Source organism: Sphingomonas colocasiae (genome assembly GCF_019880585.1).
In the GTDB taxonomy this organism is placed as follows: domain Bacteria; phylum Pseudomonadota; class Alphaproteobacteria; order Sphingomonadales; family Sphingomonadaceae; genus Sphingobium_A; species Sphingobium_A colocasiae.
This window is the reverse complement of record NZ_JAINVV010000004.1, coordinates 1110702-1132621: the sequence shown is the minus strand read 5'-3', so window position 1 is coordinate 1132621 and position 21920 is coordinate 1110702. Positions and strand designations below refer to the sequence as shown.

General features: G+C 65.6%; 19 protein-coding genes. 3 read left to right on the top strand and 16 right to left on the bottom strand.

The window, feature by feature from the left end:
- The first annotated feature begins 9 nt into the window (after positions 1-9).
- A complete protein-coding gene (locus tag K7G82_RS11720; RefSeq protein WP_222990005.1) occupies positions 10-1293 on the top strand; it encodes a citrate synthase in 1284 nt (427 codons plus the stop codon).
- 127 nt (positions 1294-1420) lie between these two features.
- Here K7G82_RS11720 and K7G82_RS11715 read toward each other — a convergent pair whose 3' ends face one another.
- The 4 genes from K7G82_RS11715 to K7G82_RS11700 form a co-directional block, all read right to left on the bottom strand.
- On the bottom strand, positions 1421-2770 hold the full coding sequence (locus K7G82_RS11715; protein ID WP_246623416.1) for a sensor histidine kinase: 1350 nt from the start codon (positions 2768-2770) through the stop codon (positions 1421-1423).
- Positions 2767-3876, bottom strand: a complete 1110-nt coding sequence (locus K7G82_RS11710) for a DUF2336 domain-containing protein (protein WP_222990003.1) — start codon at positions 3874-3876, stop codon at positions 2767-2769. The genes K7G82_RS11715 and K7G82_RS11710 overlap by 4 nt, the downstream gene beginning before the upstream one ends.
- A 35-nt stretch (positions 3877-3911) precedes the next feature.
- The gene (locus K7G82_RS11705; RefSeq protein WP_222990002.1) at positions 3912-5081 is read right to left on the bottom strand and encodes a hypothetical protein; all 1170 of its coding nucleotides are present in this window, start codon (positions 5079-5081) and stop codon (positions 3912-3914) included.
- Between the two features lie 72 nt (positions 5082-5153).
- Positions 5154-5453, bottom strand: a complete 300-nt coding sequence (locus tag K7G82_RS11700) for an Hpt domain-containing protein (RefSeq protein ID WP_222990001.1) — start codon at positions 5451-5453, stop codon at positions 5154-5156.
- Between the two features lie 81 nt (positions 5454-5534).
- Between K7G82_RS11700 and K7G82_RS11695 the strand changes: the two genes are divergently transcribed.
- Complete coding sequence (locus K7G82_RS11695) at positions 5535-7826, top strand: coiled-coil domain-containing protein (protein ID WP_222990000.1); 2292 nt, start codon at positions 5535-5537, stop codon at positions 7824-7826.
- Positions 7827-7833: 7 nt separating this feature from the next.
- Complete coding sequence (locus K7G82_RS11690; protein WP_222989999.1) at positions 7834-8418, top strand: glutathione S-transferase family protein; 585 nt, start codon at positions 7834-7836, stop codon at positions 8416-8418.
- A gap of 16 nt (positions 8419-8434) precedes the next feature.
- Here K7G82_RS11690 and K7G82_RS11685 read toward each other — a convergent pair whose 3' ends face one another.
- From K7G82_RS11685 to nuoG, 12 genes are all read right to left on the bottom strand, one after another.
- Positions 8435-8698, bottom strand: a complete 264-nt coding sequence (locus tag K7G82_RS11685) for a DUF1467 family protein (RefSeq protein ID WP_222989998.1) — start codon at positions 8696-8698, stop codon at positions 8435-8437.
- Positions 8695-10287 carry a ribonuclease J gene (locus K7G82_RS11680; protein ID WP_222990276.1) on the bottom strand — a complete coding sequence of 531 codons (1593 nt, stop codon included), beginning with the start codon at positions 10285-10287 and terminating at the stop codon, positions 8695-8697. Before K7G82_RS11680 ends, K7G82_RS11685 begins: the two co-directional genes overlap by 4 nt.
- A 172-nt stretch (positions 10288-10459) precedes the next feature.
- Positions 10460-11233, bottom strand: a complete 774-nt coding sequence (locus K7G82_RS11675; RefSeq protein WP_222989997.1) for a type III pantothenate kinase — start codon at positions 11231-11233, stop codon at positions 10460-10462.
- A 126-nt stretch (positions 11234-11359) separates the two neighbouring features.
- Positions 11360-12067: a biotin--[acetyl-CoA-carboxylase] ligase gene (locus tag K7G82_RS11670; protein ID WP_222989996.1), complete on the bottom strand. Its 708-nt coding sequence runs from the start codon at positions 12065-12067 to the stop codon at positions 11360-11362.
- 52 nt (positions 12068-12119) lie between these two features.
- The gene (gene nuoN / locus K7G82_RS11665; protein ID WP_222989995.1) at positions 12120-13559 is read right to left on the bottom strand and encodes an NADH-quinone oxidoreductase subunit NuoN; all 1440 of its coding nucleotides are present in this window, start codon (positions 13557-13559) and stop codon (positions 12120-12122) included.
- Positions 13559-15109 carry an NADH-quinone oxidoreductase subunit M gene (locus K7G82_RS11660; protein WP_222989994.1) on the bottom strand — a complete coding sequence of 517 codons (1551 nt, stop codon included), beginning with the start codon at positions 15107-15109 and terminating at the stop codon, positions 13559-13561. The genes nuoN and K7G82_RS11660 overlap by 1 nt, the downstream gene beginning before the upstream one ends.
- Positions 15110-15212: 103 nt before the next feature.
- Positions 15213-17282 carry an NADH-quinone oxidoreductase subunit L gene (gene nuoL / locus K7G82_RS11655; protein ID WP_222989993.1) on the bottom strand — a complete coding sequence of 690 codons (2070 nt, stop codon included), beginning with the start codon at positions 17280-17282 and terminating at the stop codon, positions 15213-15215.
- Positions 17283-17288: 6 nt separating this feature from the next.
- Positions 17289-17594, bottom strand: coding sequence for an NADH-quinone oxidoreductase subunit NuoK (gene nuoK / locus K7G82_RS11650; RefSeq protein ID WP_222989992.1), 306 nt, complete (start codon positions 17592-17594; stop codon positions 17289-17291).
- The gene (locus K7G82_RS11645; RefSeq protein ID WP_222989991.1) at positions 17591-18202 is read right to left on the bottom strand and encodes an NADH-quinone oxidoreductase subunit J; all 612 of its coding nucleotides are present in this window, start codon (positions 18200-18202) and stop codon (positions 17591-17593) included. Before K7G82_RS11645 ends, nuoK begins: the two co-directional genes overlap by 4 nt.
- A 9-nt stretch (positions 18203-18211) precedes the next feature.
- The gene (nuoI, locus tag K7G82_RS11640; protein ID WP_222989990.1) at positions 18212-18697 is read right to left on the bottom strand and encodes an NADH-quinone oxidoreductase subunit NuoI; all 486 of its coding nucleotides are present in this window, start codon (positions 18695-18697) and stop codon (positions 18212-18214) included.
- Positions 18694-19740 (bottom strand): NADH-quinone oxidoreductase subunit NuoH, encoded by a 1047-nt coding sequence (gene nuoH / locus K7G82_RS11635; RefSeq protein ID WP_222989989.1) that lies wholly within the window; start codon positions 19738-19740, stop codon positions 18694-18696. The genes nuoI and nuoH overlap by 4 nt, the downstream gene beginning before the upstream one ends.
- Positions 19741-19888: 148 nt before the next feature.
- A complete protein-coding gene (nuoG, locus tag K7G82_RS11630; protein WP_222989988.1) occupies positions 19889-21919 on the bottom strand; it encodes an NADH-quinone oxidoreductase subunit NuoG in 2031 nt (676 codons plus the stop codon).
- Position 21920: the final 1 nt, after the last annotated feature.

Below are 21920 nucleotides of genomic sequence, written 5' to 3'. Positions count from 1 at the left end.
AGGACGACTATGACCGGAAACGCGAAGCTGGTGGCCGGAGGCAAGGATCATGACTATCCGGTGCTGGCCGGATCGGTCGGCCCCGATGTGATCGATATCCGAAAGCTTTACGGCCAGACGGGCATGTTCACCTATGATCCGGGCTTCACCTCGACCGCGAGCTGCGAATCCGGCCTGACCTATATCGACGGCGACCAGGGCATCCTGCTCCATCGCGGCTATCCGATCGATCAGCTCGCCGAACAGTCCAACTTCATGGAAGTCAGCTATCTGTTGCTCAACGGCGAACTGCCGAGCCAGGCGGAGCTGGAGAAGTTCAGCTATACCATCACGCGCCACACCATGCTGCACGAGCAGCTGGCAACCTTCTATCGCGGTTTCCGCCGCGATGCGCACCCGATGGCGATCATGTGCGGCGTCGTCGGCGCGCTTTCGGCCTTCTACCACGATTCCACCGACATCACCGATCCGCGCCAGCGGATGATCGCCAGCCACCGGCTGATCGCGAAGATGCCGACGATCGCGGCCATGGCGTATAAATATTCGGTCGGTCAGCCCTTCCTCTATCCCGACAACAAGCTGTCCTACACCGGCAATTTCCTGCGTATGACCTTCGGCGTGCCGGCGGAGGACTATGTCGTGGATCCCGTCGTCGAGGCGGCAATGGACAAGATCTTCATCCTCCATGCCGATCATGAGCAGAACGCGTCGACATCCACCGTCCGACTGGCCGGTTCGTCGGGCGCCAATCCCTTCGCCTGCATCGCGGCGGGCATCGCCTGCCTGTGGGGCCCGGCGCATGGCGGCGCCAACGAAGCGGCGCTCAACATGCTGCGCGAGATCGGCCATCCGGACCGCATCCCCGAATATATCGCCCGCGCGAAGAACAAGGACGATCCGTTCCGCCTGATGGGCTTCGGCCACCGCGTGTACAAGAATTACGATCCGCGCGCGAAAGTGATGCAGAAGACCGCGAACGAGGTGCTCGACAAGCTGGGCGTGACCGATCCGATCTTCGACGTCGCCCGCGAACTCGAGCAGATCGCGCTCAAGGACGAATATTTCGTCTCGAAGAAGCTCTATCCCAATGTCGATTTCTATTCGGGTGTCATCCTGTCGGCGATCGGTTTCCCGACCACGATGTTCACCGTGCTCTTCGCGCTCGCCCGCACCGTCGGCTGGGTCGCGCAGTGGAACGAGATGATCTCCGACCCCGAGCAGAAGATCGGCCGCCCACGTCAGCTCTATACGGGCCCGACGCAGCGCGACTATGTGCCGGTCGGCGATCGCTGAGGCACCCTGAACATTCCAGGACGTTCACCCCGGCGAAAGCCGGGGTTTTCGTTTGGAAAAGGCTTTATTTTCGTGAGATGCCAACTTCTTCTGGCATAGCATGAAAAGTTCGATCGCGCCGGCGCGTTCAGCCGACCGGCAAGGTCAATGTGAAGCGCGCGCCCTGCCCCGGCGCACTGTCCACGCTGATTTCCCCATCCATGGCGCGCGCCAGCCTGCGGGCGATGTAGAGGCCCAGGCCGCTGCCCCCGGGTTCGCCCGGATCGACGCGTTCGAATTTTTCGAAGATCCGCTCATGATCCTCGGGATCGATGCCCTTGCCCTGATCGGCGATCACCACCACCGCGCGATCGGCCGCCTGTTCGGCGCGGATCCACACCATCGCGCCATTGGGTGAATAGCGGACCGCATTGCCGATCAGATTGACCAGGATCTGCAACACGCGTTTGAAATCGCCCGAGGCCGGAAGCCTTTCGTCATCGCCCGGCCGGTCGATCCGCACCTCGCGATCCGAAGCGCGTACCGCCAGCAGCCCGGCGGCGCGGCGCGCGACATCGGCGAGATCGATCACTTCGGCCTCGACCCGGAAATCGCTGCGCTCGATCGCCTGGAGATCGACCAGATCGTCGACAAGCGCGAGCAGATGGCGGCCGGCCGTCGCGATATCGCCGGCATATTCGGCATAGTCGCGCCGAAGCGGCCCCTCACTCCGCGTGCTGATGCTGTCGGCACGCGAAATGATCCGCGCCAGCGGCTCCCGCAGCGCGCGATCGAGCCGCTCGCCAAAGGCATCGGCGACGATGCGGGGCTCCTCCGGACTGGCGAGTTTCGCGCGATGCCAGGCGGCATTGCCCCGGAACCCCACGAACCGCCCCGCTCCGTCATGGATCGGAACCGCGCTCAGCCGGACGCTGCCATTGCCGTTGCGCAATTCGGCGTCCTGCGCCTCCAGCCGGCCTTGCGCGGCAAGCGCGGCGAGCAGAGGCAGATTCCCCTCCTCATCCTCCACCAGCCTGACCAATTGCGTGATCGGCTGGCCGATCATGCCGCTGGCGGGGCCGCCGATCGCCTCTTCCGCCGACGCCGAAAGCGCGACGAGCTTGAGCGCCTCGTCGGTTTCCCAGAGCCAATCCGCCGAAGCGCGGAGAAAATCGGTTTCGCGATCGATGTCGCGCGCGGCGATGGCGGGCAGCGCAGGGCGCCGGTTCCAGCCGCCGATCGTCAGCCGCACTTCGTTGCCGTCGGGCTGGGCGCGCACCCAGAGATCGATATCGCTTTCCCCATCGGCCGCGATCACCGCGCGCGAGATCAGAATGCCCAGCCGGTTGGCGAGCCGCGCCAGCGCCGCGATCTGCGGCACCGCGAGCGCTCCGCCGGCTTCGCCGCCGGCTCGCAATTGCAGGCCGAGCAGCGGCGGATCGGCCTCGATCAGCCGCCCGCTGCGATCGACGCGGCCATGGACCGGCGCGGCGTTCATGCCGCCCATCCATCACCGCGTTCGGCGAGCCCCGCCGAAAGCGCGGCGATCGCGGCGCGATAGCCGGTATCGACCTGCCAAGGCTGGATCAGTTCGAGTGCGCGGACACGCGTCAGATCGTCATAGGCCGACATTTGCTCGATCAGATCGGCGTCATCCGCCGACAGGATCTGGGCGACGGCGCCGGCAACGTCACGACGGACGTCAAGCGCGCGCAGCAGCACGATCAGCCTTTCCCCGAACGGCGGCAACGCCATGCTGCGCGCCGCCTCGAAATCGAGGCCGCCGCGCACCGCAAGCGCCGCGACGAACAGCGACAGCCGCCCCTCCTGGCACGCGGCCTGAAGCAGCGAATCGTCGAGCCGTCCCCGCTCCGCCAGAGCGTAAGCGAGTTGCATGGACGAGGATTCGAGCGTTTCGCCCTCGTCATGGCTGGAAAGGCTGGCAGCCGCCGCGTCCATCAGCGCGGTATCGGCCACGCCATGATCGGCGCCATGCTGGCGCGTCAGATATTCGCGCAGCGCAGCCGCGACCCACCAGACCAGGCGATATTGCAGGTCGGCCGGCAGATCGGTGCGCGCGAGCACGGGCTCCTCGAACAGGAAATGACGCCGGCTCTCGGCGATCAGCATCGCCATCGCCGCCCCGGAGACGGCCTCGTCGGAATCGGCGAGCAATGCCTCGACCAATCGGGTTTCCTCGCCGTCGCGGCGCAGCACCCCGCTCAATCTTTGCTCTTCGACGCGCGCGAGCAACAAGGACACCAGCTCGACATCGTGAAGCGCGCGGGCGCGCTGAAGCAGCGGCAGCGCGATCGGCACGCGCGCGCTGCCGAGCGCGGCCAGGATTTCCGGTGTGAAACGCGCGGCATGCGACGTGATCAGGCGCTGTCGGAGATCATGTTCGACCGCGCCCACCAGCCGGACGATGAAGCGCTTGATGGTGACGCGCTGATAGTCCGACAGGCGCATGCTTTCGGGCAAGAACAGATCGACGAGCACGGCCAGCCGTTTGCGGCCGCCATGCCCGCCACGCGCGGCATCGGCCAGCAAACGGCCGGCACCGACCCGGGAAACCGCGGTTCCATCATCGTCCTCGGCGATCATGGGGACCGCGTTACGGCAACATAGTTAAATTGATGCTAAACCAGACGCGCCGGATTGTCGGAATCCGGGCCGGCGATGCGACGCTGCCCGAGCGCCAGCACCAGGCCGGCAAGCAGCGTCGAGGCGGCGAGCCCCTGCACAGGCATGTCGAAGAGCGCGAACACGAAAAGCGGCGCCGCGAGCAGCGATGGCTCCACGGGTTCGCGGCCGGTGATCCGCGTCTGATCCCAGATCAGCGCGACCAGCCCGATCGTGCCGAGCGCGAGCGGCCAGACGCCCCAGCCGGTGCCGATGCCGTCCAGTTCCCAGGCGAGCACCAGCAGCGCGAGGCCGAACAGCCCGGTCTGCGCCCAGCGCCAGATCCGTTCCTGGCTCGACGTGCGCAGGCCGGCCGCGTCGAGCCGCCGGGGAAGCGCCGCGAGCGGGCCGGACAGGGTCAGCAGCAACGCGCCAAGCGCGACGAACTGAAAGGCAAAGGCAGGAATCGCGAAAGCGGCAAGACCGAGAGACCCGGCGCGCAACCAACCCGACCGTACATCATGATCGAGCAGGAAGCCGTTCAATCGCGCGCCCAGTGGCGCGGGCAACAGCCGCCCCCCGCCCCTGTCGAGCAAGGCGATCTCCGTCGCGCGCGCCTCGGCCGCGCTTTCGATCAGCCAGACCGAGGCGGCACCGGTATCGACCCGCGTCGCCTGCGCCTGGACGATCCGGCGCAGCAATGTCGACTGAAGGTCCCAATCGCCCAGCATCGCCACGGTCTTGCGCAGCATCGTCCCGTCGATCAGCGCGAATCCGGCCCAGCGCGCGCCGGCGTCGATGCGCTCGTGCCGCAGCGTGGCGCCGCTGTCGGGCACCGTGAAAAGCGCGGGCGATATCGATTGGGCGGCACGCTTCAGCAGATCCTGCCGCGCGATCACGCCATCGCCGATCACCAGAAGCTGTTCGTCGGGATGGATCCGGTCCGCCGCATCCGCGACCGTGCGGGCGAGTTCGACGTCGATGCCGTCACGCTTCAGGCGGTCGACGCCCGCGACCAGCGCCGCCGGCACACGTTCGACCAGCACGACAATATGGCGCGCGCCCGCCGCCGCCGCCTGGCGCGCCTGATATTCGATCAGGCTCTGGCCGAGAAAAGGCGCGGCCGCGCGCGGCGTGATGCCGTCGTCGAGCACGGCACATCCGATGATGAGGCTGGCAAGCGCCACGATCGTTCCCTGGGTCCCCCGAACAAGAGGGTCAGGCGATAGGCGCATATTGTGCGCCGTGCAAAGCCGCTATCAGCGGTCGAACGACGAAATGGCGCTGTTGACGCGCCGAACCGCGACGGGATCGCCCGGCGCGGCGGTTGCAGCGGCCTCCGCCGCATCCATCAGCCGCACCGCGCCGAAGCTGGCCGCCAGCCCCTTGAGCCGCCATGCCGCCATCTGCCAGTTCGCATCGCAACGCGCACGCGAAAGCAGGTCCGCCTGGCGCAGCGCGCTGTCCATGAAGGCGGCGCGCAATTCGGCGATCAGCGACGGATCGTCGCCGACCGCTGCCGCCAGCGCGGTGTTCAGGGCTCCGGGATCATAGGCCATCCGATCACCCTATCCCGGAGTGATTAAGGAGGTGTTTCGTCCGTTGGCGTTGCCGTGGGAAAAGTGGTAAATGATGATGTTATGACAGGGGGATCCAGGATCGTCGAACTCCGCCGTGGCGCGGCGTCCGCAGAGGCAGACGCCGAATCGCCGGCGCTGACGGCAGCCGAATACGACGCGCATTTCGTCGTCCAAGCCGATGAATTCGACGGGCCGTCGCCCTGGCGCGACAGGCTGATCGCAGGCGTCATGGCGCTGCTCGCGATCGGCTGGATCGTCGCGATCACCTGGTCGTCGGCGCCAGGCCTCAATTCGTCGCCGGCAAGCATCACCGCCTTCATCGGCATGGCGAGCGCGCCCCTGGCGCTGCTCGGCATCATCTATCTGCTGCTGATGCGCAGCAGCAGCCGCGAGGCACGTCGCTTCGCCCGCACATCCGCCGCGATCCGCACCGAAACCCAGTGGCTGGAAGCGGTGATGGAAACCCATGCCGCGCGCCTGGAGGAGAACAGGGCCGCGCTGTCCGAGCAGACCGGCTCTTTCATGCATATCGGCGAGGATGCGGCGGCGCGGCTGAAGGTCGTGACCGAGGCGATGCATGGAGAAATCGACGCGCTTGGCCGCCAGGCCAATGCGCTCAAGACCGCCGCCACCGCCGCGCGCACCGATCTGAGCGTGCTGCTCGCCGACCTTCCCAAGGCGCAGCTCCACGCGCAGCGCATGACCGAGGATCTGAAGGAAGCCGGGTTGACCGCGCACGGCAATGCCGGGGCGCTCGAGGCGCAGCTTTCCTCGCTGGTGACGCGCGGCCGCGAGGCGGATGAGATCGCGGGCGGTGCGGCACAGCGCCTCGCCGCACATCTCGCCCGCATGGAAAGCACGGGCGAGACCGCGGGCGCGAGGCTGGAAGCCGCTGCCGGCCAGATGACCGAAGCGGTCGACGCCGCGCTCAATCGCGCCGCCGAAGCCGTCGATGAAGCACGCAAAGGCATGGAGGCGCAGGGCGCCGCGATGCTCGCGATGATCGAACAGTCGCGCGCGGCGATGGACGAGACCGGCGAGCAGGCGGGCGTGGCGCTCGCCGGACGTGTCGAGGACATCAACAGCCGCATCGCCGCGCTGGGCGCCGCGCTCGACGCGCATGCTGCATCGAGCCGGACGCTGACCGATGCGCTGCAGGCCGCGATCGGCGATCTCGACAGCGGTCTGGCCGAACTCGACCGCAACGGCATCGAGCGCACCGGCCGCCTGTCGACCGCGATCGCCGATCTGAGCGGCCATGCCGAGCGGATGAACGCGGCGCTGGGCACCGGCGGCAACGTCGCGGATTCGCTGATCCAGAAGGCCGAAGCGCTGATGACCGCGCTCGACGCCAATGCCCGCGAGCTCGACGAGGCGCTGCCGGCCGCGTTCGAACGGCTCGACGCAAAGGCGACCGGCAGCCGCACGCTGATCGCGGCGCTGACGCCCGAAGCCGAGAAACTGGAAATGACGGCAGTGAGCGCCTTCAACCGGCTGAGCGAATCCGAAGCGGCGCTCAACCGCCACCGCGAGACGATCGACACGCTCGTTTCCGATCTCGACCGGCGCATCGCGGAGAGCCGCGCCACCATCGAATCACTGGCGCAGGCGATCGGCCTGGCGGGCGACGAAGCCACGCGTTTCGCCGAAATGGCTGGCCCGCAACTGGTCGAATCGCTCGTCCGCGTTCGCGAAACCGCGCAGCTTGCGTCGGAACGCGCCAAGGATGCGCTGGCATCGATCGTGCCCGACAGCGCGGCCGCGCTCGCGCGCGCGAGCGACGAAGCGCTCGCCAAGACACTCACCGAACGCGTCGAAGCCCAGATGGCGGAGATCGCGACGGCCGCCGAACGCGCGGTGGAAGCCGCACACAAGGCCTCGGACCGGCTGATGCGGCAGATGCTGACCATCGCCGACACCACCTCCGCCGTCGAATCGCGGATCGAGGAAGCGCGCGAGGAAGCCGACAAGGTCAGCCAGGACGGTTTCGCCCGCCGTGTCGCGCTGCTGATCGAATCGCTCAATTCGACCGCGATCGACGTCACCAAGATCCTGTCCAACGATGTGACCGACACCGCCTGGGCCGCCTATCTCAAGGGCGATCGCGGCGTCTTCACGCGCCGGGCGGTGCGGCTGCTCGATTCGGGCGAGGTCCGCGAGATCCTCCACCATTATGACGAGGATCCCGAGTTCCGCGACCAGATCAACCGCTATGTCCATGATTTCGAGGCCATCCTGCGCAACGTGCTCGCCACGCGCGATGGATCGCCCCTGGGCGTGACCCTGTTGTCCTCGGATATGGGCAAGCTTTACGTCGCGCTCGCGCAGGCGATCGAGCGGTTGCGGACCTGATCGCCCGTTGAAGCTCTATTCGAAGCCGCTCGCACCCAATCCGCTCCGCGTCACCATGCTGGCGAACAAAAAGGGCCTGACGCTCGATTTCCACAATCTCGACGCGGACGACACCAGGAGCACCGAATATCGGGAGATCAATCCGATCGGCCAGGTGCCGGTGCTGGAGCTCGACGATGGCGCGCGCATCACCGAATCGCTCATCATCTGCCAGTATCTCGATGCCGTCTCCGGCCCACCCTATCTATGCGGCGACGGGCTGGAGCAGCGGACGCGGATCGCGATGTGGGAACGGCGCGCCGAATTCCAGTTGCTGATTCCCGCCGTCGAATATGGCCATCATCGCCACCCGATGTTCGCGGCACGCATCACGCAATATCCCGACTGGGCCGGATCGATCGCCGATGCCCCACGCGCATTCCTGAAGCTGATGGAGAGCCGGCTCGCGGAGACGCCCTTTCTGGCCGGCCCGGACTTCTCGATCGCCGACATCACCGCGTATTACGGGTGCCGCTTCGCCGCCATCTATGGCCTCTACCCGACACCCGCCCCGGTGATCGCGGACTGGCTGGACCGCGTCGACGCGGCGTAAGGATAAAGGGTGCGGATCAGTCCGCGAAGACGTCGAACATGTCGGCCGTCACCCAGCCGAACACCCAGTTCGCGTAATAAAGCGCAAAAATGGCGGCCGAGATCAGCGTGGTCCAAAGGATCACCCTGAGCGGTCGGAAATTGGCCGGCGCGCTGTCGGCCTGGCCGGGGATCTTGGAGAGGCCGGCTTCGTCATGCGTACGCGCATGGAAAGGGAGCACGATGAAGGCGCTGGTCACCCAGAACAGCATGTAGATCGCGAGGCCCGAGGTCCAGGTCATTTGCCCACCCTCACGATCAGAACGTCGACGACGGGCTTCTTGCCCGTCCATTCGGTGGCCTTGCGCCGGACGCCAAGGCGCAGTGCCTCGCGCAAGAATTCCTCGTCGCGTTTGCTGCCCGCCTTCTGCACCGCCGCGCGCGCGGCGTCGATCGCATCGGCGAGGAAGTCCTCGCGATCCTCCTCCACGGGCACACCCTGAAGCCGGATCTGGGGATCGCCGAGCAGACGATCGTTGCCGTCGAGCGCCACCGCGACCGAGATCTGTCCGTTGATCGAGATCTTGCGGCGTTCGTTGAGCGTGGTGCCATCGGCCGGCAGGATCACGTCACCGTCAAGCACGAGCCGCCCGACGCGCTCGAAGCCCAGCTTCTCCGGTCCATTGGGCGCCAGGCGCAGCAATTCGCCATTTTGCTGGACGATCGACCGGGGCACGCCTTCAGACAGTGCGAAACGCGCCTGTTCCGCCATATGCCGCATCTCGCCATGGACGGGCAGCACGATCTGCGGACGGATCCAGCGATACATTTCGGCGAGCTCGGGGCGGCCGGGATGGCCGGATACATGGACATGCGCCTGACGATCGGTGATCATCGCCACGCCCGCCGCCGACAGCGCGTTCTGGATCTTGCCGATCGCGATCTCGTTGCCGGGAATCTGCTTCGACGAGAAGACGACCAGATCGCCCTCGCCCAGCTTGATGATATGGCTCCCTTCCGCGATCCGCGACAGCGCGGCGCGCGGCTCGCCCTGCCCGCCGGTCGCCACGATCATCGCCTTGGAGGGCGGCAGCGACATGATCGTGTCGAAATCGACGGTGTCGGGAAAATCCTTCAGATACCCGACACTCTTCGCGACGCGCAGGATACGGTCGAGCGAGCGGCCCGCGACACAAAGCGTCCGCCCCGTATCCTTCGCCACCTGCCCCAATGTCTGGAGCCGCGCGGCGTTGGAGGCGAAAGTGGTGACGAGCACACGCCCGGTCGCCGCGCCGATCACCGCGTCGAGCCCGTCGCGCACCGCGCCTTCCGACCCCGACGCCTCGGGATTGAAGACATTGGTCGAATCGCAGACGAGTGCGAGCACGCCCTGGTCGCCGATCGCGCTCAGCTCCGCCGGAGTCGAGGGTTCGCCGAGCTGCGGCGCATCGTCGAGCTTCCAGTCACCGGTGTGGAAGACGCGGCCATGGGGCGTTTCGATCAGCAGCGCGTTGCCCTCGGGAATCGAATGCGCCAGCGGTACATAGCGGAAGCCGAAAGGCCCGAGCTGGAAGCTGCCCTCATTCTCGACGATCACGAGCTCGACGCGTTCGCTCAGTCCCTCCTCGTCGAGCTTGCCCTTGATCAACCCGGCGGTGAACGGGGTTGCGAACAGCGGCACGCCCAGATCCGCCGCCAGATAGGGCAAGGCGCCGATATGATCCTCATGCCCATGGGTGAGCACGATGCCGAGCAGATCGTCGGCGCGTTCCTCGATAAAGGTCAGGTCGGGCAGGATCAGTTCCACGCCGGGATAGGCGGGATCGGCGAAGGTCAGCCCGCAATCCACCATCACCCATTTGCCCTGGGTGCCGTAGAGATTGACGTTCATGCCGATCTCGCCCGAGCCGCCAAGCGCGAGGAAGAGGAGTTCGTTGCCGGGTCTGGTCACGTCTTGATCGGTCCAATTCTATCCTGTCGGCCCGGCGAGGCGCCGGACCTGGCGATGCCGAAGGCCGGCAACGCGAAAGCACCGGCGCGGGGCCGGTGCGGCATTCGAAACGTCAGCCGCGGCTGCGCTCGTAGAGCATCGAGAGGCCGCGGATCGTGAGATCGGGCTCGATCACGTCGAACATATCGTGCATCTCGAACAAAGTCGCCAGCCCGCCGGTGGCGATCACCTTCGCCGGGCGGCCGATTTCGGCCTTGGTACGCGCGAGCAACCCCTCGATCATCGCGACATAGCCCCAATAGATGCCGATATGCATCTGGTCGACGGTGTTGCGGCCGATCACCGAATCGCTCTTCGGCGCCTCGATGGCGATGCGCGGCAGCTTGGCGGCGGCGGTGACCAGCGCGTCGAGCGACAGGTTGACGCCCGGCGCGATCACCCCGCCCTTATAGGCGCCGCGATAATCGACGACATCGAAGGTGGTCGCGGTGCCGAAATCGATGATGATCAGATCGCCTTCGTGCTGGGCATGCGCAGCGATCATGTTGAGCGCGCGATCGGCGCCCAGATTCTGGGGCTCGTCCACGTCGAGCGGGAAGCCCCATTGCGCGGCCCCCTGCCCCGCGATGATCGCCTCCACGCCGAAATATTTGCTGCTCAGCACCTGGAGGTTGTGGAGCGTGCGCGGGACGACGGTGCCGATGATCACGCCATCGACGACGCTGCGATCGAGCCCTTCGAGCTGGAGGAGCTGGTTCACCCACACCGCATATTCGTCGCCCGTGCGGCGCGGATCGGTCGCGATGCGCCAGCGCGCGCGGATCTGGCCCTGATCGACCAGCGCGCAGACGACATTGGTGTTTCCGGCATCGATGGCGAGCAGCATACGGAACTCCCTATCCCACCGTTCGTATCGAGCGAAGTCGAGATACGTTTTCGCGCCGGCCCAAAAGGCGAATGATGCGCTCTACGGCGTCCCTCGACTTCGCTCGGGACAAACGGTGTCCTTTCATCAGATCAGGAAGACATCGCCGGCGTGAATGGCACGCGAGGTGCCGTCCGCCAAGCGCAGGATAAGCGCACCACCCGCGTCGAGACCGTCGAACAGCCCTTCGACGCTCTCGCCATCGGGCAGGTTCGCGGTCAATGCGGTGCCGCGCGCATGGGCTGCGGCCAGCCAGCGTTCGCGCACCGGTTCCAGCCCCTCGCCGCGCCAGCGCGCCAGCCAGCGCGCGAACGCGGCGGCGAGATCGTCGAGAAACAGTGCCGGATCGGGCGCTGCGCCGTGCGCGGCCAGGCTCGTCACCGGGCGATCGAGCCCCTCCGGGTGATGCGCCAGATTGACGCCGATGCCGATCACGACCGCATCGCCCGCCCCTTCGAGCAGGATGCCCGACAGTTTCGCGCCGTCGAGCAATATGTCGTTGGGCCATTTGATGCGGAGCGCGTCGCTGCCGCTCCAAGCGACGAGCACTTCGTGGAGCGCAACCGCCGCGACGAGCGCGAGCGTGGCGACGGAGGGATCGCTGGCGCGCGGCCGCACCAGCGTGCTGACATAGAGGTTGCCGGGCGGCGAAGACCAGCTCCGCCCAAGCCGCCCGCGTCCGGCGCTTTGCGTGACGGCGCGCAGCCAAAGCCCTTCGGCTTCACCGGCGCCGGCAAGCGCGAGCATGTCCTGGTTGGTCGATGCCGTCCGCTCGACAGTGCGGATCACGGTCATATCGACGGGCCTTCCCCGCCAAAGGCAGATGAAGGCCCGTGCATGATGTCGATCAGAACAGCGCCTGCGCCGCGTTCATCGTCGCCACGCCGAGCGCGGGGATCAGGAAATAGCCGAGCGGCGAGACGAAGAGTGCTGCGACCGCGATCAACCCGCCTTCGACATAGCTGTCGACCGGACGATAGCTGGGCGCCGGATCGTCGAAATACATCGTCTTGACGATCTTCAGATAATAGAAGGCGCCGATCACCGACGCGGCGATGCCGATCGCGGCGAGCGGCCACAGGCCGGCGGCGACCGCCGCATCGAACACCAGGAACTTCGCCCAGAAGCCGAGCAGCGGTGGAATGCCCGCCAGGCTGAACATGAAGATCGCGAAGGCGGCGGCGAGCGCCGGGCGCGTGCGCGACAGGCCGGACAGGCTGGCGATGCTCTCGACATGATTGCCCTCCGCATCGCGCATCTGCAGCACGCAGAGGAAGCTGCCCAAGGTCATCGCGACGTAGACGGCGAGATAGGTGAGCACCGCCGAGACGCCGGCCTGGGTGCCGGCGGCAAGGCCGATCAGGACGAAGCCGACATTGTTGATCGACGAATAGGCGAGCAGACGCTTGATGTTGCTCTGGCCGATCGCCGCGACCGCGCCGAGCACGATCGACGCCAGTGCTGCGAAGACGATGATCTGGCGCCAGGCGTCGGTGGCCGGGCCCATCGCTTCCACCGCGATGCGCGCGGTGAGCGCCATCGCCGCGACCTTGGGCGCGGAGGCGAAGAAGGCCGTCACCGGGGTCGGCGCGCCTTCGTACACGTCGGGCGTCCACATATGGAACGGCACCGCGCTGATCTTGAACGCCAGGCCGGCGAGCACGAACACCAGCCCGAACAATTCGCCGTTGGACAGGCCGTCACGCATCGCGACCGCGACGCCGTCGAACATCGTCGTGCCGGTGAAACCGTAGAGCAGCGAGATGCCGTAGAGCAGGATGCCGCTGGCGAGCGCGCCGAGCACGAAATATTTGAGGCCTGCTTCAGCAGAGCGCGTGTCGCGCCGCATGAAGCTGGCGAGCACGTAAGCGGCGAGGCTGTTGAGCTCCAGCCCGACATAGAGGGTCAGCAGGTCGCCCGCCGACACCATCATGCCCATGCCGACAGAGGCCAGCAGGATCAGCACCGGATATTCGGCGCGCAGCGGTTCGCCGCGCGAGAAGAAGGCCGGCGCGATCGCGATCGACACCGCCGCCGCGATATAGATGAGCAGCTTGGAGAAGGCCGCGAAGCCATCGGCGCGATAGAGGCCATGAAACGCCTCGCCACCATTGCCCGGCAGGCCGAGCAGGCTGACCGAAGCGCCCGCGAGCACCAGCACGGCGAGCCAGCTCACCGCGCGGGTCGCCTTGTCGCCGGCATAGGCCGCTACGAGCAGCAGGGCGAGCGCGCCGAGGGTGATGATCACCTCCGGCAGCGCCATCAGAACGGATTGCGCGTAGTCCATCAGTGCGCCTCCGCCTGAGTTTCATGGGTTGAGCCGTGTCCGGCAGCGGGCGTGGGCTTGCCTGCCGCGATCTTCATGTCGCCGGTCGGCCGCGTCGGCTCGAGCCGCGCGACGAGCGTACCGATGTCCTTGCGCATCGGCACGATGAAGCTTTCGGGATAGACGCCCATCCACATCACCACCGCAGCGATCGGCGCGAGCAGCCAGATTTCACGGCCCGACAGATCAGGCATGGCGCGGACGTCATCCTTGGTCAGTTCGCCAAACGCAATTCGGCGATAGAGGTAGAGCATATAGGCGGCACCCAGGATGATGCCCGTCGTGCACACCAGCGCGACCCAGCTTGACATTTCGTAGATACCCGCCAGCGCGAGGAATTCGCCGACAAAGCCGCTGGTGCCGGGCAGGCCGACCGACGCCATGGTGAACAGCATGAAGAACAGCGCATATTTGGGCATGTTGTTCGCAAGACCGCCATAGCGCGAGATCTCGCGGGTATGGAGCCGGTCGTAGATCACGCCGACGCACAGGAAGAGAGCGCCCGAGACCAGACCGTGGCTGAGCATCACGACCATCGCGCCTTCGAGGCCCTGGCGATTGAACGAGAACAGGCCGATCGTCACGATCGCCATGTGTGCGACCGACGAATAGGCGATCAGCTTCTTCATGTCCTGCTGGACGAGCGCGATCAGCGACGTGACCACCACCGCGATCATCGACAGCGCGAAGATCAGCCAGGCGAGTTCGGCCGAAGCGATCGGGAACATCGGCAGCGAGAAGCGGATGAAGCCGTAACCGCCCATCTTCAGCAGCACGCCAGCCAGGATGACCGAGCCCGCCGTCGGCGCCTGCACGTGCGCGTCGGGCAGCCAGGTATGGACCGGCCACATCGGCATCTTCACCGCGAAGCTGGCGAAGAAGGCGAGGAACAGCAATGTCTGAGCATTCGCCGGGAAGTCGTATGCCATCAGCTGCGGGATGGAGGTCGTCCCCGCCTCCTGCGCCATCCACAGCATCGCGATCAGCATCAGCACCGATCCCAGCAACGTGTAGAGGAAGAATTTGTAGCTGGCGTAGATCCGGTTCGCACCGCCCCAGATGCCGATGATCAGATACATCGGGATCAGGCCGGCTTCGAAGAAGATGTAGAACAGGAACAGATCCTGCGCGGTGAACACGCCGATCATCAGCGTTTCCATGAGCAGGAACGCCGCCATATATTCGCCGACGCGGTCCTCGATCGACTCCCAGCTCGCCAGGATGCAGATCGGCATCAGGAAGACCGAAAGCATGATCAGCATCAGCGCGATGCCGTCGATGCCCAGCGCCCAGGCGAAGCGGCCGAACACCGGCACATATTCGGTGAACTGCCACTGCGCGCCGGCAACGCTGGCGTCGAAATTCAGCCAGAGCAGGATGCCGAGGACGAAATCGACCAAGGTCGCGCCCAGCGCGACCGTCCGCGCGGTCTGCGCGTTGACGTAAAGACACACGATGGCGGCGACCATCGGCACGCCCAGCATGATCGAAAGGATGGGAAGCCCGTTCACGAAATTACCCCCAGCCCGTTCGTGTCGAGCGAAGTCGAGACACGCCCGCGCGATGCCAACCGTCCCTCGACTACGCTCGGGACAAACGGTGATTTAGTAGCGCTCATCGGGCGATCGCCCAGGTGGCCGCGGCCGCAAGGCCGAGCAGCATCACCAGCGCATAGGTGTAGAGATATCCCGACTGCAGCTTCGCGCTGATCGCGCTGCCGCGCACCACGAGCGCCGCCAGCCCGTTGGGGCCGAAGCGATCGATCGTCCCCTCGTCGCCCTTCTTCCAGAAGAGGCGGCCGAACCAGAAGGCCGGCTTCACGAACACGATGTTGTAGAGCTCGTCGAAATACCATTTGTTGAGCAGGAAGGCATAGAGGCCGCGCGCCGAGGCCGTGAAGCGCGCCGGCAGGGTCGTATCCTTCATATAGGCCCACCAGGCGATGAACAGGCCGGTCAGCATGACCGCGAACGGCGTGAATTTCACCCAGGTCGGCACCTCGTGCGCCGCGTGCATCAGATGCGCGTCGAACGCCAGGCTGCCCTTCCAGAATTCGGCGCCATGCTCCGAACCGATAAAGGCATGATGGAAGGCAACGCCCGCGAACACCGCGCCCAGGCCGAGCACGAGCAGCGGCACCAGCATCGGCAGCGGGCTTTCGTGCGGGTGATAGCCCGCGGTGCCGTCGCTTTCGGCGTGGCCGTGTGCATGATCGTCATGGCCATGCGCGGCGTGGCCGTGATCGGCATGGCCGTGATCGGCATGGCCGTGATGATCGTCATGAACGGCATGCTGGATATGCTCGGATTGCTCCCAGCGCGGCTTGCCGAAGAAAGTGAGGAAGATCAGGCGCCACGAATAGAAGCTCGTGAGCAGCGCGGCGAACGCGCCGACCGCGAAGGCGACCTGGCCGTGATAGCCCGAGGCGAAGGCGGCTTCGAGGATCATGTCCTTCGAATAGAAACCGGCGAAGCCGATACCGACCAGCGGAATGCCGACGCCCGTGATCGCAAGCGTGCCCGCCATCATCGCCCAGAAGGTGAGCGGGATCTTCTTCCGCAGGCCGCCATAATAGCGCATGTCCTGTTCGTGGTGCATCGCATGGATCACCGAACCCGCGCCCAGGAAGAGCAAAGCCTTGAAGAAGGCGTGGGTGAACAGGTGGAACATCGCCGCGCCATAGGCGCCGACGCCGGCCGCGAAGAACATATAGCCGAGCTGCGAGCAGGTCGAATAGGCGATGACACGCTTGATGTCGGTCTGGGTCGTGCCGACGGTCGCCGCAAACAGGCAAGTCGCGGCGCCGATGAAGGTGACGAAGCCGAGCGCCACCGGCGCGGCCTCGAACATCGGCGAAAGACGGCAGACCATGAAAACGCCGGCGGTCACCATGGTGGCGGCGTGGATCAGCGCCGAAACCGGGGTCGGGCCTTCCATCGCGTCGGGAAGCCAGGTGTGCAGGCCGAGCTGGGCGGACTTGCCCATCGCGCCGACGAACAGCAGCAGGCACAGCACGGTCATGACGTCGAGGCGCATGCCGAGGAAACCGATGGTCGATCCGGCCATCGACGGCGCGGCTTCGAGGATCGCGGGGATCGAGACGGTGCCGAACACCCAGAAGGTGCCGAAGATGCCGAGCATGAAGCCGAGATCGCCGACGCGGTTGACGACGAATGCCTTGATCGCGGCGGCGTTGGCGCTGGGCTTCTTGAACCAGAAGCCGATCAGCAGATAGGACGCCAGGCCCACGCCTTCCCAGCCGAAGAACATCTGGACCAGATTGTCGGCGGTCACGAGCATCAGCATCGCGAAGGTGAAGAGCGACAGATAGGCGAAGAAACGCGGCTGGCTGTCGTCCTCCGCCATATAGCCCCAGCTATAGAGGTGGACGAGCGCGGAAACCGTGGTGATGACGACAAGCATCACCGCCGTCAGCGTATCGACGCGCAGCGCCCAGTCGACGGAGAGATCGCCGGAGCGGATCCATTGCAGCACGGGCACGACCTGCGCATCGGCATGGCCGGCGAGGAACGGCACGAAGATCGACCAGGAAAGCGCGCACGAGATGAACAGCGCGCCGGTCGTGATCGACTTGGCGACGGTGTTGCCCAGCATGCGGTTGCCGAAGCCCGCGACGATGGCGGCCAGCAGCGGCAGGAAAACGACGAAGAGGATTCTATCCACCGGGAATTACCCCTTCATCCGGTTGATGTCGTCGACCGCGATGGTGCCGCGGCCACGGAAATAGATGACGAGGATCGCAAGGCCGATCGCCGCCTCGCCGGCGGCGACGGTCAGCACGAACATCGCGAAGACCTGCCCGACCAGATCGCCCAGATAGGCGCTGAACGCGACGAGATTGATGTTCACCGCGAGCAGGATCAGCTCGATCGCCATCAGGATGATGATCACGTTCTTGCGGTTCGCGAAGATGCCGAGCACCCCCATGACGAACAGCACGGCGCTCACCACCAGATAATGCTGGATACCAATCACAGCTCCACCCCCTGGCCCACCGGCTGGTTGACGTTGCGCGTCGCATCCTGCGGCCGGCGCTTGTTCTGATCGGAAATCTTCTGCGGCTTGGTGCCGCCGCGCGCACGATGGGTCAGCACGATCGCGCCGATCATCGCCACGAGCAGGACAAGCCCGGCGGCCTCGAAGATATAGAGATAGCGGCTGTAGAGCAGCCCGCCGAGCGCCTGGATATTGGGCATGTCGGTCGGCGTCGGCGCGATGCGCTGCGCCAGCTCGATCTTGCCCGCGCTCCACGCGCCGACCGCGACGATCATCTCGCCCACCAGCACGACCGCGATCAGCAGGCCGAACATGGCATAGCGCGCGAAACCGGCGCGCATTTCGGCGAAATCGATGTCGAGCATCATGACGACGAACAGGAACAGCACGGCGACCGCGCCGACATAGACGATGACCAGCAGCATCGCGATGAATTCGGCGCCCGCGATCAGCATCAGCCCCGCCGCATTGAAGAAGGCGAGGATCAGCCACAGCACCGAGTGGACCGGGTTGCGCGCGGTGATCGTCAGCGCGCCCGACAGGATCACGACGAATGCGAACAGGTAAAAGGCAAGGGCCTGGATCATGCGCGCGCCCTACCTGTACGGTGCATCGGCGGCAAGGTTCGCGGCGATCGCGCTTTCCCACCTGTCGCCATTCGAGAGCAGCTTGTTCTTGTCATAAAGAAGCTCCTCGCGGGTTTCGGTCGCGAATTCGAAATTCGGACCCTCGACGATCGCATCCACCGGACATGCTTCCTGGCAGAAGCCGCAATAGATGCACTTCGTCATGTCGATATCGTAGCGCGTCGTCCGGCGGCTGCCGTCGTCGCGCGGTTCAGCCTCGATCGTGATCGCCTGCGCCGGGCACACCGCTTCGCACAGCTTGCACGCGATGCAGCGTTCCTCGCCATTGGGATAGCGACGCAGGGCATGTTCGCCCCGGAACCGCGGCGAGATCGGGTTCTTCTCGTACGGGTAGTTGATCGTCGCCTTGGGCTTGAAGAAATATTTCAAGGTCAGCCAGTGCGCCTTCACGAACTCCCAGAGCGTGAACGACTTGACGAAATGAGCGAGGCTCATTGCACGCCTCCGTAACGGGTAAGCATGAGGAATCCGGAAACGAGGAAGACCCAGATCAGCGAGAATGGCAGGAAGATCTTCCAGCCCAGCCGCATCAGCTGGTCGTACCGGTAGCGCGGCACCGTCGCCTTGATCCACGAGAAGATGAAGAAGAACACCAGGATCTTGATGAAGAGCCAGATGATGCCGGGCACGGCATAGAGCGGCGCCCAGTCGATCGGGGGCAGATAGCCGCCCCAGAACAGGATGGCGTTGAGCGCGCACATCAGGATGACATTGGCATATTCGCCAAGCCAGAACAGCGCGAAGCTCATCGAGGAATATTCGGTCTGGTACCCCGCGACGAGTTCCGATTCAGCCTCGGTCAGGTCGAACGGCGCGCGCGCGGTTTCGGCCAGGGCGGAGATCAGGAACACCACCGCCATCGGGAAGAGCAGCGGATTGAAGCCGTTGCCATTGACGAAGCCGTACAGCCCCTTCTGGCTCTCGACGATGCCGGTCAGGTTGAAGGTTCCGGCCCACAGCACCACCGAGATCAGCACGAAGCCGATCGAGACTTCGTAGGAAACCATCTGAGCTGCAGCGCGCAAGGCGCTGTAAAACGGATATTTCGAGTTCGACGCCCAGCCCGCGATGATCACGCCGTAAACGCCGAGCGACGAAGCCGCCAGAATGTAGAGCAGGCCGACATTGATGTCCGCCAGCACCATGCCGGCGCCAAACGGGATCACCGCCCAGACGATCAGCGCCACGGTGAAGGTGATGATCGGCGCGAGCAGAAAGAGCCCGCGATTGGCTGAGGACGGGATGATGGTTTCCTGGAGGAACACCTTCAAACCGTCCGCAAAGGACTGCAGCAGGCCGAGCGGGCCGACGACGTTGGGGCCGCGGCGCAGCGCCATCGCCGCCCAGATCTTGCGATCCGCATAGATGATCATCGCGACCGCCAGCATCAGCGGCAGCGCGATCATCAGGATCAGGATCAGCGTGGCGAGGAACCAGCCGAAACCATAGCCCAGATAGGTCTGGAAGAACTCGGTCATGCAGCCGCTCCGCCAGCAAACCGTTCACTTCGAGCAGCATCGAGCGAAGTCGAGATGCGCCCGTCGAGAAGCGCCGCGCTCGATGTCTCGACTGCGGTTCTCGACAGGCTCGAACCTTCGCTCGACACAAACGGGTAAGGGAAAGCGCTCACTCCGCGGCCTCCAGATATTCCTCACCCCGCACGAGTTCGACCGAGCAACGCTCCATGGTCGGCGACGCACGGCAGATCGCGTTGGTCAGGTAGAAATCCTTGATCGGGTAGCCGATCTCGCCCGACGCCGCGGCGGCAAGCTTGGGCGGCGCCCATTCATAGGCGGCGAGCCCCTCGACGCCCAGAGCGGGCACTTCGGCGGCCATCGCGGCACGAAGCTGATCGATCGTGTCGAAGGGCAGCGGCGCGCCGATCACGGCGGAAAGCGCACGGAAGATCGTCCAGTCCTCACGCGCGTCGCCCGGCGGGAAGACAGCCCGGTCGCCGCGCTGCACGCGCCCTTCCAGGTTCACATAGGTGCCGGGCTTCTCGGTATAGGCGGCGGCGGGCAGGATCACGTCCGCCGCATGCGCGCCCTTGTCGCCATGGTGGCCGACATAGACGTTGAAGCTGTCGGCGAAGTTGGAGAAATCCACCTCGTCGGCGCCCAGGAAGAACGTCAGCTTGGGCGCGGCCGCGACGATATCGGCGATGCCGCCCGGCTGGGCATAGCCGAGCATCAGCCCGCCCATGCGCGACGCCGAGAAATGCAGCGCGTTATAGCCGTTCCAGCCCTGTCCCGAGCCCGTCGAGGCGGCATCCTTGATCAGGCCGAGCGTCTTGACCAGCGCGAGCGTCGCGCCCTGCCCGTTCTTGAGCGCGCCGCCGCCGACGATCACGGCGGGGCGCTGCGCGCCCGCGAACGCCTCGGCCACCGCCTTGGGCAGCTTGCCGAGCAGCGACAGATCGTTGCCCAGCCATTCGACCTTGTAGGTCAGATCGGTCTCGGCGCCGACCGCGAAGACCTTCGCGCCCTTCTTGATCGCCTTGCGGATGCGCGTGTTCACCAGCGGCGCTTCCCAGCGGACATTGCTGCCGACGATCAGGATCGCGTCGGCGGTCTCGATGCCAGCGATGGTCGAGTTGAAATTGACCGCGGCCAGGTTGGTCACGTCATAGGCGAGGCCGGTCTGGCGGCCTTCGAGCAGCGAGGACCCCAGCGAGCGGACCAGCGCCTTGGCGGCGTACATCGTCTCGCAATCGACCAGGTCGCCGGCGATCGCGGCAACCGCATTGCCCGCGCCCTTGGCGGCGGTGGCGACGACGGCGAACGCCTCTTCCCAGGTCGCGGGAACCAGCTTGCCGTCGCGGCGCACATAGGGCCGGTCGAGCCGCTTGCGGACAAGGCCGTCAACGGCATGGCGCGTCTTGTCCGACGCCCATTCCTCGTTCACGTCCTCGTTGATGCGCGGCAGCGCGCGCAGCACCTGGCGGCCACGGCTGTCGATGCGGATATTGGTGCCCACCGCATCCATCACGTCGATGGCCAGCGTCTTCTTGAGCTCCCAGGGGCGGGCCTCGAAGGCGTACGGCTTGCTGGTCAGCGCGCCCACCGGGCAGAGATCGACGACATTGCCCGACAGCTCGGACTTGACGGCGCCCTCCAGATAGGTGGTGATCTGCATGTTCTCGCCGCGATGGATCGCGCCGATATCGGGCACGCCCGCCACTTCCTCCGCAAAGCGGATGCAGCGCGTGCACTGGATGCAGCGCGTCATCACCGTCTTCACGATCGGGCCCATGTTCTTCTCGGTCACGGCCCGCTTGTTCTCGTCGTAACGGCTATGGCCCTTGCCATAGGCGATCGACTGATCCTGCAGGTCGCATTCGCCGCCCTGGTCGCAGATCGGGCAATCGAGCGGGTGGTTGATGAGCAGGAACTCCATCACCCCTTCGCGCGCCTTCTTGACCATCGGGCTGTCGGTGCGGATCTCCTGCCCCTCGGCGGCCGGCAAGGCGCAAGACGCCTGCGGCTTGGGCGGCCCCGGCTTCACCTCGACCAGGCACATGCGGCAATTGCCGGCGATGCTCAGCCGCTCATGATAGCAGAAGCGCGGGATTTCCTTGCCCGCCAGCTCGCACGCCTGGAGCACGGTGGCGCCAGCGGGAACCTCGAGTTCGATGCCGTCTACGGTGACCTTGGGCATG